The 14,605-nt window shown below is 70.6% G+C and carries 12 protein-coding genes; 5 read left to right on the top strand and 7 right to left on the bottom strand.

All coding sequences use genetic code 11. The features are described 5' to 3' along the window. The 4 genes from ACWIF2_RS08555 to ACWIF2_RS08540 form a co-directional block, all read right to left on the bottom strand. On the bottom strand, positions 1-548 hold a 548-nt coding region (locus ACWIF2_RS08555; protein WP_454359379.1), incomplete at its 3' end, for a hypothetical protein. Next, positions 541-1,272 (bottom strand): T4 family baseplate hub assembly chaperone, encoded by a 732-nt coding sequence (locus tag ACWIF2_RS08550; protein ID WP_454359378.1) that lies wholly within the window; start codon positions 1,270-1,272, stop codon positions 541-543. The genes ACWIF2_RS08550 and ACWIF2_RS08555, both read right to left, overlap by 8 nt. Before the next feature lie 149 nt (positions 1,273-1,421). Continuing rightward, positions 1,422-1,946: a phage tail protein gene (locus tag ACWIF2_RS08545; protein ID WP_184562456.1), complete on the bottom strand. Its 525-nt coding sequence runs from the start codon at positions 1,944-1,946 to the stop codon at positions 1,422-1,424. Between the two features lie 33 nt (positions 1,947-1,979). Next, a complete protein-coding gene (locus tag ACWIF2_RS08540) occupies positions 1,980-3,845 on the bottom strand; it encodes a phage tail sheath family protein (RefSeq protein WP_454359377.1) in 1,866 nt (621 codons plus the stop codon). A gap of 707 nt (positions 3,846-4,552) precedes the next feature. On the opposite strand from ACWIF2_RS08540, the gene ACWIF2_RS08535 reads away from it, so the two are divergent. Next, the gene (locus ACWIF2_RS08535; RefSeq protein WP_382488840.1) at positions 4,553-5,041 is read left to right on the top strand and encodes a hypothetical protein; all 489 of its coding nucleotides are present in this window, start codon (positions 4,553-4,555) and stop codon (positions 5,039-5,041) included. Here ACWIF2_RS08535 and ACWIF2_RS08530 read toward each other — a convergent pair. Next, positions 5,007-5,426 (bottom strand): hypothetical protein, encoded by a 420-nt coding sequence (locus tag ACWIF2_RS08530; protein WP_454359376.1) that lies wholly within the window; start codon positions 5,424-5,426, stop codon positions 5,007-5,009. The genes ACWIF2_RS08535 and ACWIF2_RS08530 overlap by 35 nt on opposite strands. Before the next feature lie 269 nt (positions 5,427-5,695). Here ACWIF2_RS08530 and ACWIF2_RS08525 point away from each other — a divergent pair, with 269 nt between their 5' ends. From ACWIF2_RS08525 to ACWIF2_RS08515, 3 genes are all read left to right on the top strand, one after another. Then, a complete protein-coding gene (locus tag ACWIF2_RS08525; protein ID WP_454359375.1) occupies positions 5,696-6,946 on the top strand; it encodes a transcriptional regulator in 1,251 nt (416 codons plus the stop codon). Between the two features lie 116 nt (positions 6,947-7,062). Then, a complete protein-coding gene (gene adh / locus ACWIF2_RS08520) occupies positions 7,063-8,580 on the top strand; it encodes an aldehyde dehydrogenase (RefSeq protein ID WP_454359374.1) in 1,518 nt (505 codons plus the stop codon). A 142-nt stretch (positions 8,581-8,722) separates the two neighbouring features. Beyond that, a complete protein-coding gene (locus tag ACWIF2_RS08515; protein WP_454359373.1) occupies positions 8,723-8,962 on the top strand; it encodes a hypothetical protein in 240 nt (79 codons plus the stop codon). Between the two features lie 4 nt (positions 8,963-8,966). Here the strand turns inward: ACWIF2_RS08515 and ACWIF2_RS08510 are convergent, their stop codons facing one another. Then, positions 8,967-11,882 carry an NACHT domain-containing protein gene (locus ACWIF2_RS08510; RefSeq protein ID WP_454359372.1) on the bottom strand — a complete coding sequence of 972 codons (2,916 nt, stop codon included), beginning with the start codon at positions 11,880-11,882 and terminating at the stop codon, positions 8,967-8,969. Positions 11,883-13,016: 1,134 nt separating this feature from the next. Continuing rightward, positions 13,017-13,322 carry a DUF1330 domain-containing protein gene (locus tag ACWIF2_RS08505; protein WP_454359371.1) on the bottom strand — a complete coding sequence of 102 codons (306 nt, stop codon included), beginning with the start codon at positions 13,320-13,322 and terminating at the stop codon, positions 13,017-13,019. A gap of 184 nt (positions 13,323-13,506) precedes the next feature. Between ACWIF2_RS08505 and ACWIF2_RS08500 the strand changes: the two genes are divergently transcribed. Continuing rightward, complete coding sequence (locus ACWIF2_RS08500) at positions 13,507-14,409, top strand: LysR family transcriptional regulator (protein ID WP_454359370.1); 903 nt, start codon at positions 13,507-13,509, stop codon at positions 14,407-14,409. Positions 14,410-14,605: the final 196 nt, after the last annotated feature.

Here is a 14,605-nt window from a genome sequence, read left to right as displayed (position 1 = left end):
CTGGGGAGCAGCGGGGTGGACACGGCGGCGGGGGAAGCGGCGTCCGTACCAGGGGGGGTCGGCACGGACGCCGCGTTCGTGGGGGCCGCCCGCTCGGTGCGGCCCCGGGCCGCCGCGCGGCGGGCGGTGTCGGGGACCGGCCGCAGCGCGGGGCCCGTGGGTGTGACGGGCCGCAGCAGCGGCCCTTCGGACTCGGCCGGCCGGGCCGGCCGAAGTGCGGGTTCGCCGGATGCCGGGGCCTGCTCGGTCCGTACGACCGTCCGCTCCCGTTCCGTGCGGACGACCTCGCGGGCAGCCGGGCGCGTCCCGTCCGGCCGGGCGACGGCCGCCGCCGGGGCAGCGACGGGCCACAACGGCTCGGTGCCGTCCGGGTCCGGCGCGGCGGCCCGTACCGCCTCGACGCGTTCGAACGGGCCGGCCAGCCGGGGTCGTACGCGCACCACGCCGGGTCGACGCGCGGCGGGCGTCGCGTACCGGGCGAGCAGCCGGTCCAGGAAGTCGGGCTCCGGCCGCCCTTGCGAGGTGGAGTCGGAGGTGGAGTCAGACATCCGCACACAGCTCCAGGTAGTAACGGCGCCGCAGCGGGCTGAGCGCCAGGATCTCCGGCTCGCTCCAGCCGTACGCGGTGGCGAGCAGATGGACGTCGAGCAGGAGGTCCCGGGCCCAGGCATCCAGCTCGGTCCACAGGTAGGAGGCGATGTCCAGCTCGGCCCGGGTGGGCTCCCCGCATTCGGGGCAGGCGATGTTGAGCGTGAGGTCGGCACCCGGGTCGGCGGCCTGGGCCGCCTCGGCGATCCGCCGCTGTACGGCGACGGGCAGCGTGTCCGCGGACACGGGCTCCCCCTCGCGTACGGCGCTCACCACACACCGCGCCAGCAGCACGCCGCGCGGGTCGGCGGCCCGGGCCGCCGCCGTCAGGTCGGCGACGCCGGGCACCCGGAACTCGACCTCCCAGCCGTCCTCGGCGACCCGCACCAGGGGTTCGCCCCGGTCGGCCAGGGTGCGGGCGAACTCCCCGGCGTCCAGCTCGAACTCCATGTCCGCGCCGCACGCCGAGCAGTCCAGGCGCACCTGCATCCGCTCCCCGAACAGGGCCCGGCGCAGGGCGAACAGATCCGCCTCCCGCTCCCCCACCGGCAGCGACAGCAGCGCCTGCTGATCGCCGCCCAGATCCGGCCGGGCAGCCCGGTGCAACAACACCGCCCGCCCGGCCGGCGCCTGCCCGAGCCCGGACTCCCAGGTGGCCAGGACATCGACCGCCCGCGTGATCACCTTCTGGCCCCCCTTGCCAATGTCCGAACAGTTCCCATGAACCCACGCGGTTCAGCAGCGCCCCTCAAAGGGGCGCGGGGAACTGCGCGACCAGCCACGACGCGCCGGCAGACAACAGACGGCCGATCGCGGCACTCCCCGTGGAGCGCCTACGCCGGGTTGAGGAACGACGGCTCCTCCGGCTCCGCCACCTCGTAGTCCCGCTCCCACCCCTCGCACTCGAGCTTCAGCGACTGGATGGCCACCGCGTTGGCATTGGCGTCCAGTTCGCCGAGAACCTGGTACTCACTCGGCCAGGTCCGGTACAGCTTGTGCGAGACGGCGACCTGGCCGGCCTCGTTGAGGACCTGGATCACGATGTCCTTGCGGAAGTCCGCGAGGGACACCTCCGAGCCGAGGCCCGCGCCGACCTGCCAGACCTTGTTGGCCCAGCGGTCGAACTCGGGGTCGTGCGTGACGCCCCGCTCCAGGGTGATGCCCTCGAACTCGGAGCGGCCCGGCGACTTGCGCGGTGACGAGGGGTCGCCGCCGTGGCGGTGCTTGACGACCTCGGTGGTCCGCTTGAGCGGACTGATCTTGCTGATGCCCGCGACCGTCCGACCGTCCCACAGGACCAGGAACTTGAAGTTCTTGTACGGGTCGAAACGATGGGCGTTGACCGTGAACTCTGCCATCGAAATGTCCTCAGGGATTCCTTGGAGCGTTCCTTAGAGCGCGAACTGTCCGGACGTCTGCTGGATCTTGACGACCACGAACTCGGCCGGGCGGACCGGCGCGATGCCGACCAGGACGTTGACGATGCCGTTCTCGATGTCCTCGTCGGTCGTGGTGTCGCTGTCGCACTTGACGAAGTAGGCCTCGCGCGGTGTGCCGCCCTTGAAGGCGCCCTGGCGGAAGAGCGTGTGCAGGTAGGAGGAGGCGCTGAGGCGGATCTGCTGCCACAGGTTCTCGTCGTTGGGCTCGAACACCACCCACTGCAGGCCCCGCTGGAGGCTCTCCTCGACATGCAGGGCGAGCCGCCGCACCGGCACGTACTTCCACTCGCTGTCGAGGGCGTCGGAGCCCTCCAGCGTGCGTGCGCCCCAGACGACCGGGCCGGTCACCGGGAACGTCCGCAGGACGTTGACGCCGAGCGGGTTGAGCAGGCCGGTCTCGCGGTCGGTCAGGCTGACGGTGAGCGAGTGCACGCCCGCGAGCCGCGCCTCGGTGCCCGCCGGGGCCTTCCACACGCCGCGCTCGGAGTCCGTACGGGCGATGACGCCGGCGACGGCGCCGGACGGCGGGAAGGAGCGCAGCCGGCCGGTGAGCGGGTCGGTGAGCTGGAGGTGCGGGAAGTACAGGCCCGCGTGGTTGCCGCGGACGGCGTCGAACGCGGCGAGCCCGGCACGGGCCGTGTCCACGCTGACCCAGGTGCTCGGCGCGTCGACCAGCAGGAAGATCCGCCGCTCCTGGCACAGCCGCTGGGCGGCCGAGACGACGGTGACGGCGTCCTCCGCCTTCTCGTACGCCGCGAGTTCGGGCAGCACGAGCAGGTTGACGTCGGCGACGCCGCGCAACGCCTGGATGCCGGACTTGTCGGCCTCGGAGCCGATGAGGTCGCGCGGTCCGGGCGCCTCGCCGTCCTCGCCGCCCTCCAGCGGGAAGACGGGCGGGTTGACGGAGGCCTCGAGGCCGAGGTCGTTGGCGCACTCGCCGAGGAAGCGGACGACGTCGTCGGGGTCGGTGGAGCCCGCGACGACCTGGACGCGCCGGCCGAAGGCGGTGACCTCGGCGCCGGCGAAGGCGTGCTTGCCGGGCGCGTCGGGCAGGGCGCGCAGCTTGCGTTCCAGCAGCAGCGCCAGCTCGGCGACGGAGTGCGGGGCCTCGCCGTCGCAGTCGGGGTCGTAGAGCGTGAACTCCCGCTCGACGTCGCCGATCTTGACGGTGAGGTCGACCGCGAGGTCGGGCAGCTCGTGCCCGAACGGCTTGGAGACGGTGCCGGACGGGTCGGGCCGGCCCTCGCCGACGACCTCGACGCGGATCAGCCGGGAGCCGGCGTTGACGACGGTCTGCACGTACCGGCCGCTGGACGGGTCGGCGGACAGACCGGTGAAGCTCTCGCGGGCCTCGCCCTTGGCGTCGTGGACGCGCAGGTTGAAGGTCTCGTCGGGGCAGGGCGTGTCGTAGTCGACGGCGACACGCAGGCCGTTGCCCCACACGCCGGGTTCCTTGGCGTGCACCTTGAGGACGTCGCACTCGCTGTGGCCCTCGGTGGACTCCAGCGTGACGCAGGCGGCCTGGCCGCTGCCGGCCTTGGCGACCCGGACGATCACGGCGACGGTGCCGCCGTTGCCGAAGAACTGGTGAACGGCGTAGCCGACGGCGCTCCGGGCGCTCAGGCCTCCGAAGCGGCGCTCGAACTCCGTGAAGCTGGTGACGCGCACCGGCTCGTTCAGCGGACCGCGGCGGGTGTGGCCCACGAAGGCGGTCACCGAAGTGGTCAGGGTCGAGATGGTGCGGGTGCTGCTGGGAAGCTCTTCGACGTAGACACCGGGATACGTCGGCTTGGCGGCGCTCACTGCACTCATCGGCATTCCCCCTCCTAATCCCTGTCTCGGGCACCGGATGACGGCACCAAGAGACGGTGAGGGAGGGACGTTCCGGCCGTGCGCGAGGGACTGCCCCCGAGCGTCGGCGGTGGGCACGCGCACCTCATCAGTTCCCCCGTCAGTACCCGTGCGGTTCGGTCGCACGGGTCAAGCAGCGCGCTTGTGACTCCTGATGCTCAAGTGCTCAACCCACCTTGGTGCGTTCGGAGTTGACCGAACAAGACAGGTTCTGGCCAGCACACTGGAAGGTTTTGTGAAGGCAAACTTCCCTGATTCGCACATCCTGCCCGCGCGCCCTCGTGGACTGGCCCACACTTCGCGCACAGGGGTGTGAACGCGGGTGGCGGGCATGCCTGGGAGGCCGCGCGTTTCCGGCGACGACGGCCCCTCCGCCCAGCGCACTCCCCGAGTTCTCCCCGAGTCGTTCATCGGCCAGTGGCTGGTTTCGTATGGGCGGCATGGACGCGTACGGAGTTGACCGCGGCCTTACGTGTTGCGTCTTCGAGTGCCCTGTTTCGACCGGGACATGCCCGACCCAAACGCCAGGCCGCGCCACCCCTTCCGGCGCCTAGAAATATCTACGAGCATGACTGGGCCGGTCCGGCACCGCGGATCTCCCGGATCTCCGTGGGGCCACCGGTCCGAGTCCCGCGTGCGTCCTTCGGGGCGCGCCGACTGTGCCTGGGGTGGCCATGCAGAGCGTCATGTGGAAGCAAGCCGTCGAGTGGCTCGCCGCGGCCGCCACGGACCCCCAGGAGTGCAAGCGGGAGTGGGACTACGGCGCGGGCACGGTTCTGGTGGAGGCCGGGCGCTACTGGGACGTGCTGAGCGTTCCCGACCGGCTCGGCCTGCTCGCCCTCGACTACCTGTGGCGCGATCCGCTGAAGGTGCCGGGCCCCACGCTGGTGGACTGCACGGCGCGCAGAGTGGGCTTCTTCCTGCCGCCCGACCCCGTCAGCGAGTGGGTGGGGTTCGGGGTCCGGCACGTCGGCCGTGGTTCCTGGGTGGCGGTACCACCGCCGTACCGGCCGGCCGGCCGCCTGGAGTGGCTCGTCCCACCGGACGGCACCGGCGCCCTGCACTCCCCCGGCACCCTCGAGTCGGCCCTGCGCGAGGCCACGGGCACCCTCGCGGTCCTGGCACCGGTCAGCGCGGAGCCGGTGGCCCTTGAGGGCTGGTGAGGCGGACGGCGGCGGCAGCCTGCTGGGCGCCGGCAGGGACGACCGGGCCCAGGTGCGGGCCGGGAGCCGGGTGGGGGCCGGTAGGGACGACCGGGCCCAGGTGCGGGCCGGGAGCCGGGTGGGGGCCGGCAGGGACGACCGGGCCCAGGTGCGGGCCGGTGTTCCACGCGGGGACGGCCGTCCAGGTCTCGCTCTCGGTCGGCGCGGCGAAGGAGACCCACTGGCCGTCACGGTGCTCCGGGGTAGTGTGCCCCCTCGCCTCCCACTCGGCGACCAGGGCCGCGTAGATCGGCGGATGGCCCGAGTATCCGCTGGTGAGTTCGGCGTACGGCCGGGACGCGGCGTCGTTCCCGAGCAGGCGCCAGGCCGTCGCAGTTCTGTCCATGCCAGGGCAACGCCACGCCGCGCGCCGGTGGTACGCGGCCGGGGCCCCGTCCGTCGGGTCGAGTGAACCCGTCACCCGTACGGCGGCACGCGGGGTCCGGACAAACATCCAGTCAGGCGGTCGCCCGTTCAGAGCAGAGCCGCTTCCCGTCCGGTCATGCGGAACCCCGGACCCCGGTCCGCCGGTTTCCTCGACCGGGCCCGGCGCTTCCGGTAACACTGACCTCACGCCGAGAACCGGTACGACGGCTACGACGGCAGGGAGAGGCCATGTCACAGCGCCCTGACCTCCTGCGGCGCAGGACCGTGCTGGAGCACGAGTGGTCCCACTGGGTGCCGCGGCTGAGCGTCCCCGGCACGCGGCCGGGCGGCAGTGCGGCGTTGCGTCACGAGGTGACCGAGTCCTGGGCGCGCTCACTGGGCAGCGTGGACCCCGGCCGGGACAGCGCCCCGGTCACCGACGACGGACCGGTGCACCAGCGCTGGACGTCCTCACCGCTGTTCCGGCCGGTCTCCGGCCTCGCCGGCGAACTGCACAGCATCGCCGAGGACGCCGGTTTCGTCACGGCGGTCACCGACGAGTCCGGCACCATCCTGTGGACCTGTGGCGGCCCGGCTATGCGCCGCAAGGCCGAGCGGGTCAACTTCGCGCCGGGCGGCCGGTGGGACGAGCAAGCCATGGGCACCAACGCCCTGTCCCTCGCACTCCGTACCGGCCGCCCCAGTTCCGTCTTCTCGGCCGAGCACCTGGTCTCGGCCCTGCACGGCTGGGTCTGCTACTGCGCCCCCGTGCACGGCCCGGACGGCCGGGTCCTCGGCGTACTGGACCTGTCCACCACCTGGGACCGCTCGCACCCCCTGGCCATGTCCACCGTACGGACCCTGGTGTCCACGATCGAGGCCCGCCTCACCACGGAACACGACCGCCCGGCTCAGCCGAGCCGGCAGAGCCCGCTGCGGCTCACCTGCCTGGGCGCCGAACAGGCCGTGCAAGCCGCACAGGAAGGCCGACAACTCCCCCTCCGCCCCCGCCAGTTGGAGATCCTCACCCTGCTCGCGCTCGAGCCCGACGGCTACTCCCCGGAGCGGCTGCGCGCCGCCCTGTACGGCGACCGGCCGGTCACCGTGTCCACCTTCAAAGCCGAGATCTCCCACCTGCGCCGCGCCCTCGGCGGCGGCATCGCTCCCCGCCGCTACGCCCTGACGGTCCCGGTGTCCTGCGACGCCGCGGACGTCCTGCGCGCACTGGAGCGAGGCGACACGGACACCGCCCTGAGCCGATACGGCGGTCCCCTCCTCCCTCGTTCCGAGGCACCCGGCATCGAGGAGTGGCGCACCCGCATCGAAGTGGCCGTGCGCGAGGCCGTGCTGGCGAGCACCCGCCCGGACCACGCCCTGCGCTACGGCGAACGGGCCCCGTACGACGCGGAGATCCACGAGCACGCGCTACGGCTGCTCGACCCTCAGGACACGCGCCGAGCGATCGCGGCCGGCCGGCTGACCACGGCCCTGCGCGACTGAGCCTGTCGCGCGGAGGCCTGGTCCCGCGGCGCCAACCTTGCGCCAACCTCCCGGGAGCACAGTGAAGGGCGTCACCCGTCACCGCCCTTCAACGCCCTTCACCGAGGAGAGCCGCCATGGTGTACGCGCAGCCAGGAACCGACGGCAGCATCGTCAACTTCGCCCGGCGCTACGACAACTTCATCGGCGGTGACTTCGTCGCCCCGGTCGAGGGCCGCTACTTCGAGAACCCGAGCCCCGTGACCGGCAAGGTCTTCTGCGAGGTGGCCCGGTCCTCGGCCGCCGACGTCGACCTCGCCCTGGACGCGGCGCACCGGGCGGCCGACAAGTGGGGCCGCACGTCCGTCGCGGAGCGCGCGGGCATCCTCAACAGGATCGCGGACCGCCTGGAAGAGCACCTCGAGAAGATCGCGGTCGCCGAGACCTGGGAGAACGGCAAGCCGGTCCGCGAGACCCTGGCCGCCGACATCCCGCTGGCCGTCGACCACTTCCGGTACTTCGCCGGCGTCGTCCGCGCACAGGAGGGCAGCATCGCGGAGATCGACGCCGACACGGTCGCGTACCACTTCCACGAGCCGCTGGGCGTGGTCGGTCAGATCATCCCGTGGAACTTCCCGATCCTGATGGCCACATGGAAGCTGGCCCCGGCCCTGGCGGCGGGCAACTGCGTCGTCATCAAACCGGCCGAGCAGACCCCGGTCAGCCTGCTCTACGTCATGGAACTGATCGCGGACCTGCTGCCCCCGGGGGTGGTCAACGTCGTGAACGGCTTCGGCGTCGAGGCGGGCAAGCCGCTGGCCTCCAGCCCGCGCGTGGCGAAGGTCGCGTTCACCGGGGAGACGACGACCGGCCGCCTGATCATGCAGTACGCGAGCGAGAACATCATCCCGGTCACCCTGGAGCTGGGCGGGAAAAGCCCGAACATCTTCCTGCCCGACGTCATGGACGCGGACGACGACTTCCTGGACAAGGCCGTGGAGGGCTTCGTGATGTTCGCCCTCAACCAGGGCGAGGTGTGCACCTGCCCGTCCCGCGCCCTGATCCACTCCTCCATCTACGAGGACTTCATGGCCCGTTGCGTCGAACGCACCCAGGCCATCGTCGGCGGCGACCCGCTGGACCCGGACACCATGATCGGCGCGCAGGCGAGCAACGACCAGTACGAGAAGATCCTCTCCTACCTCGACATCGGCAGGAAGGAAGGCGCCGAGGTCGTCACGGGCGGCAACCCCCGCGCAGTCCCCGGCCTGGAGGGCGGCTACTACATCGAGCCGACGATCTTCCGCGGCAGCAACGACATGCGGATCTTCCAGGAGGAGATCTTCGGCCCGGTCGTCTCGGTCACGACGTACGACTCGGTCGACGAGGCCCTCAAACTCGCCAACGACACCCTCTACGGCCTGGGCGCCGGCGTCTGGACCCGCGACGGCAACACGGCCTACCGCCTGGGCCGCGAGATCAAGGCGGGCCGGGTCTGGACCAACTGCTACCACGCGTACCCGGCACACGCGGCGTTCGGCGGCTACAAGAAGTCAGGCATCGGCCGCGAGACACACAAGATGATGCTGGACCACTACCAGCAGACGAAGAATCTTCTGGTGTCGTACTCGCCGAAGAAGCTGGGCTTCTTCTAGACACCTGTGGATGGGCGCCTGACCTGGGTCTTCACCCGTCAGGCGCCCAACTCCCAATTCCTCCCACGACTGCGCCCCTCCCGCCCAGTGCGTCCGGACCAGTCACGGACCAAATCCCGGTTCAGCCCTCGGGTACGTCACCTTGACTGACGCGCTGCCACTCGTTCATGGACTGCTCGATGAGACGGTTCGCCTGCTCTCGAAGGCCGTCAAGAAACTTGGCGTAGTGGCGAAAGAGAACCTCGATGCTCTGGCCGGCGCGGCGGGCGCACTCCTACACACCCGGCGGGACACCAATCCGTCACGACACGGCGCAACCCGCACCGTCAAAGACCTCTGGCAATGCCTGGATGCTTGCGGTAGCGGCGTCGATGAGCCGTAACGGCTCAGGGAATCGGGGACGGCTCTCGGCGGGCCCCAGTGTCATCGGCATCCGCGGTAGCGGCGAGACGCTGCTGGAGCCGCACATGGCGGAACTCGTAGTGCGCACCCGACTGCCGCAGCACTCCACGGCGGTGGGCCTCAGCGAGGAACTGCATGAGCCGCCACGGCGCCCGCCCGGTCACGGCCAGCCAGATCCGGGCCGCGCCCATCCGTCCCCAGGCGCTCAGCGCGAGCGTGTTGGTGCCGACCTGCACCCATACCTCGGTGTGCATCGTGCCCAGCGTGCTGCCGCGCCCCGCTGCCGAGATCAGCACCACGCAGGCCGCCCCTGAGACGAGGGCCGCGAACGCGCTGCGTCCGAAGGTGGCGGCGCGGTCGGTGCGCAGGGCGTTGCGCGGGCCGGCGGCGCGGATCGTGTCGGAGGGGGTGTTCAGGGCTTGATAGACCCCGGAGGCGCAGCCGCCGATGGTGCCGACGAGCATGCCGAAGCCGAGGCAGGGCCACACGGCGTCGAAAAGGATGACCCAGACTGGACGGCGTACCAACCACACCTTGACGTCGTGCGGCAGGGCGACGACCAGGTTGTGGGCGTCGACGGGCTTGTCCCGCCATGCGCCGGGCTCGCCCTTCCAGACGACCACCCACCGATCGTCCCTCTTCTGGATCCACGGCTGCCCCGTGAAGTCGCCGAGTTCGTCGTTGTACGAGATCCGGGCCCGGTCGTTCACGACGAACGGATTGGCGAGCGCCGTACGCCGTACCAACAGGATCTTTTCCGGTCGCGTCGAGCGGACGGAACGGCGGCCGTCGTCGGTCTCCCGAAGTTGCCATCCACGGATCACGTCGTCGTTCGACAGCCGGCCGGCCGCGTGGATCTCGTACGCAGCGAAGGCGCCGGTGACGCAGCCCACGACGGTCCCGGCGCAGACGCTGATGAGAGTGCAGGCGACGAAGCCCCGCACCAGTCCCTTCCGGAAGGCGCGCAGTACGACGGCCGGGCTTGTGTACTGCTCGGCCGCCCGTTCGCCGCGCCGCATCCCCGCGATGAAGAACAGCAGTCCGGTGACCACGCAAGTCGCGGCCGGGAGTACCTCCGTGACAGAGCCGTAGATCACAAATCCGGCCAGGACGACCACGCCGCCCAGCGCCCGCACAACCCGTGGACCGTCCGGGCTGTATGCCCACGGCAGACCTAGTGGAAGGGGGCGCCGGGGCAGGCCGCCGACGGCGAACATCATCGACAGGACGAGGCCGAAACAGCACCCGTTGAGGAACCAGGCGGGCCGCTGGGTGAGTACGGCGCCGAGTCGCGAGCTGACAAGCGGCGGTACAAGCAGGCCCAGAGCCACCGCAACGACCGCAGCCGCAGCGGTCATCACCAGCGCCATGCGAGCCAACTGCCGTGGCCCCTGAGGAGTCCGGGCCGTAGCGGGCATCAGCTTGGCCATTCCGAAGCACAGGCCCACGTAGATGCCCGCGAAGTTGAGTACCGCCGACAGCGGGCTGTCCCAGTTGGCGACCACGCCACCGCCGAACATCGCCAGCGGGACCAGCAGGGTCGCGGTGGCGAGCAGCGCAAGGAACGCCGGGCCGATCACGCGCAGCGCGGGCGGCATCGCGGCGGGCAGCTCCCACCACGCCAGTCGCCAGACATCGGTGGTACTCGAACCGCCTGTCGCACTGGTACGGCCAGCCGCTCCGGTGCCGCCCACGTCGTCGGGGCGGTGGCTCGGAAGTTCGCAGGCGAGGCGACGGAGCCAGCGGTCGGCAGCCTCCGGACGCCAGGGGCTCGCACGGTCGGCGAAGGCCGCCGGGACGAAGGCATCCAGCAAGTGCCTCTCGATGTCCTCGGCCGTGGGGAAGCGAACCTCGTCGTTGAGTTCGGACGGGTCGCGGGAGCTGTCCCCATACACCGTGCGCGCCAGTGTCACCATCAGCGGCGACTTGAGTACGGCGGCCAAGGGGACGGAGGGCGCGTCAAGGACGGCCGTCCAGACCGTGGCAGGCTCTCCGCCCGGGGCGGTCTCGCCGTTCGAACGTGCCGTGCGCTCCAGGTAGTCCCGCACTGCAGCCCGCTCCAGCGGCCGCAGTTCCACGACCTCGGCGGCCGTCAGCACGTCAGCATCGCCGCGCACTGCGCTGTCCCAGACGGCGGTACGGCAGGTGAGCAGAACGGGCAGCCGCTCGTCGAGGTCGGCGTTCAAGAGGCGCAACGCATCCGGGTGCGCTTGTGCGGGCAGTTCGTCGAAACCGTCGAGTACCGGGAGGATGAGACCGGCGTCCAGTAGTTCTTCGGCCAGCGTGCGCTCGCCCCGCACGGCCGCCAGCGGCCGGTACTCGGCGGCCAGCCGCTCGGCCAGCCACTCGCGCAGACCGACCGATCGGGGGTCCCAGCCCGCCAGGGCGAACAGCACCGGGATGGGGTCGCCGGGCCGCCGGGCGTCGATCGCGCCGAGGACGAACTTGACGGCGAGGACGGTCTTGCCCGCCCCCGGCTCGCCCAGCACGACCAGGCGGTGAGAAGGCAGGTCCCTGAACATCTCGACGATCCGGTCGAGCCGCTGGTCGCCGTCGCGTGGTGCGGGCAGGGGACGCCCGCGCCAGACGTTCCGCCCGTGGTCGGCGAGCGGCGGGCCGACGCGAGACCAGTGCACGCTCAGCGGCTCCGGGTCCTGCAGACGGCGCAGTCGGGCTTCGACCGCCCACTGGGCCTGCACCGCCTCGACGAGTTCGTCAGCAGCCCGTCGTCGCCGGTCGGCACTCGTCCGATCGTCCGCCGGTCCGCGCACGAGGTCGGCCACGAAGGCGCAGACCGAGACGAATGCAGAAATCGAGGAGATCCACATCGACGCCTCGTCCGCGTCACCGCCCCTGCTGGCCAAGACGACCACCAGCGCGACCAGGGCGGCTGCGACCACGCCCAGCCCGACGCTTCGTTGTACCCGTGCTTCGCTGAGTGGTGTCCACATGGCCTGATCCCCGTGCCCCGAACTGTCGGTCCCAGGTGAACGAGGTGCCGGGCGGCTGTGTACTGGTGCTGGAGTAGGCGCACGGAAGCAAGTCGGGAGCGTGCGCGCTCATCCGGAGTCACACAGGTGCATTGAGGCTGGGGCGGTGCCTTCAAGGTGCTCCTGGGCTATGGGTATGGGGATACTCGGCCGGCAAGTCCGGACGGCGCCTGACCGCGATCTTCGTGGTCCAGGCCGTAGCCTCGCCGGCGTTCCGCTGGGTGTACCGGGTTCTGTGCACCGGCCGCCTGGTGTCATAGCCGGTACGTCCAGTATCTAGCCGATGTCGCAATCGGCAGTCGGCCGATTGTGCAGGCCGTTCTTCCGACGGCGTCCGAGCGGTCCGAGCACCAGTGACACGTCGGGTGGCAGGGATCGCCGGTCACGGACCGATATGGACGTACGCGGCCCCCATGTCCACGGCGTCCGGACGCCGTGCCCGCAGAGTCCCCACTGCCGTGTGCAGGGCATGCGCGCAGCGGGCGGCTGCCGGTGGCCCGGGTGGCCGGGTGTGGCCGTCGGGCGTGAGCAATAGATTCTCGTAAAAGGCCCTGCCAGGCGCTTCAACTGGCCCTCCGTCGATATCTCTACCGAACGTGACGGCCCGTCCGGTCTGAAGTGGACGAGTGTCCCGGTGGTGCCGTCGGCCCCGACAGGCTCCATGTCGGTGACCGGGATGCCGTGTTCGTAGCGTTGGGTCCAGGCCCATGAGGCGGCGGTTGGTATGGATGAGCCATTCGCTGAGGGCTGCAACGACAGACATGCCTCGACGTGGGTGGCCGTCTGGGAGCAGTTCTGCGCCCGGGAAGTCGAAGAACCGAAGATCCCTTGATGCCATGACTGGTTTCTTCACGACGTGACCCTGCTCGTCCATACGGGTATCAGTGCCCCGCCCGTCATCTGCCACGGACAAAGAACCATCCGGATGGAGAGTGACGCCAACGAGCCACCCGGAGCGAACTCCGCTGGAATCTGCCGGATATCGTCGTTCAGCACCGTGTGCGCATCAGGTGACGGGTGCTCAGCGATGGCTGGGCCCACCGGTCAGTCGATGCCGTCGATGATGCGGAAGTCGCGCTCGACGCCGTCGGGGAGAGCCACCAGCGCCTTCTGGTATGCGTCGCTCTCGTATGCCGCGACGGCCTGTTCAAAGCTGTCGAACTCGATCAGAACGACGCGTTGCGTGATCCCGGCCTCGTGGGCGACGACTCGACCGCCACGGGACGGGATCCGGGACAGGGTGCGCCCGCCCCCAGCCTGGACAGCCGGACCAGCCAGCTTGTCATAGGCGGTCAGCCCCTCAGGGTCGGAAATGGCGGGGTAGACACTGACCCAGTAGCCCTTAGCCATGGAAACCTCCTGTGTTCGGCCGGACACGTCCGACTTCAAATTGACACTCAGATCGATACCGGCGACGGGTACTGCGGTCAGTTCAATCGCCTTATGCGCAGGCTAGGGCTTGATGTGCGGTCGAGGGAAAGACCGGTACGGGATAGACTCAGAACGGATCGTTATTAATCGGCAGGGAGGCCACGTGGCGCCGGATACGGTGAGCCTGCGGTACTTCCTGGTGCTGGCACAGGAGTTGAACTTCACCCGCGCGGCCGCACGGATCGGTATCGCACAGCCCGCACTCAGCGCCCGGATGCGCCGACTGGAGGCGGAACTCGGTACGGCCCTGCTGGTCCGCAACACGCGTAGCGTCGTATTGACCACGGCCGGTGCGGCTTTGGCGGAGTCCGCGCCGCCCGCGCTGGCGGCGCTGGACCGGGCATGGGACACCGCCCGGAGCGCGGCGGCCGGTGAACTGGGCACGCTGCGCATCGGATACAGCCTCAGCACCGGGGCCGAGACGGCACCGGCCCTGGTGGACAGGCTGATTCGCGGCAACAGCGGACTCGAGGTCGGCGCGGTCCCGATGGCGACACCGGAGATCTCCCCCGCGGTCGCCGACGGCCGCATCGATGCCGGGATCACCCGTGGTGAACAGCCGGGCCGTGGCGTGCGCCGGTTCCTGCTGAGGCGTGCGCGCATCGGGGTCCAACTGGCGCAGCACCATCCGCTGGCCGAACACACGGAGATCGAGATCGCCGACGCGGCCGCGTATCCGCTGCGCCTCCCGGACCGTGCGGCCAACCCCGTGATCCACGATCAGCTGTCAGCGCTGTTCCGAGACACCCGACCACACCCCCGATTCCACACGCCCGCAGTCTCTTTCGACATGTCTCAGCGCGACCTGCGCGACGGGGTCACCCTCGCCCCGGCCGGAGAAGCCGCGGCCACGGCACAACCGGCCGGTCTCACCTGGCGACCACTGCTAGGCGGGCCCAGCCTGACGATCCACCTGGTCCTCCCACGCGAGCAGTCGCCACTACACCGCCGCATCCGTGCCGTCGCCAAAGCCCTGGCGCACGAGCTGCACTGGCTGCCGGACTGACGCGCAAGCGGTCAAGCGAGACGGACGCCTGCGGCGGCAAGGCCGAAGACCCTGCGCCCGGCGGACCTCGCGGTGATGACGACGACGGTGGTCTTGCTGCATGTCCGACACGACCTCGCCACGCCGGCGGATCAGCATCCGATGATGGCCCCGGGGCCGGTCCGAGTCGTACACCGCGGCGACGTCCTCGCCCAGC

Source organism: Streptomyces sp. NPDC055506 (assembly GCF_053643595.1).
This window is presented reverse-complemented; position numbering and strand designations above follow the sequence as displayed.

Coding starts and splice junctions, on each gene's coding strand:
- ACWIF2_RS08545 (WP_184562456.1), bottom strand. CDS start 1,946: ATGGCAGAGTTCACGGTCAACGCCCATCGTTTCGACCCGTACAAGAAC.
- ACWIF2_RS08540 (WP_454359377.1), bottom strand. CDS start 3,845: ATGCCGATGAGTGCAGTGAGCGCCGCCAAGCCGACGTATCCCGGTGTC.
- ACWIF2_RS08535 (WP_382488840.1), top strand. CDS start 4,553: ATGCAGAGCGTCATGTGGAAGCAAGCCGTCGAGTGGCTCGCCGCGGCC.
- ACWIF2_RS08530 (WP_454359376.1), bottom strand. CDS start 5,426: ATGGACAGAACTGCGACGGCCTGGCGCCTGCTCGGGAACGACGCCGCG.
- ACWIF2_RS08525 (WP_454359375.1), top strand. CDS start 5,696: ATGTCACAGCGCCCTGACCTCCTGCGGCGCAGGACCGTGCTGGAGCAC.
- adh (WP_454359374.1), top strand. CDS start 7,063: ATGGTGTACGCGCAGCCAGGAACCGACGGCAGCATCGTCAACTTCGCC.
- ACWIF2_RS08505 (WP_454359371.1), bottom strand. CDS start 13,322: ATGGCTAAGGGCTACTGGGTCAGTGTCTACCCCGCCATTTCCGACCCT.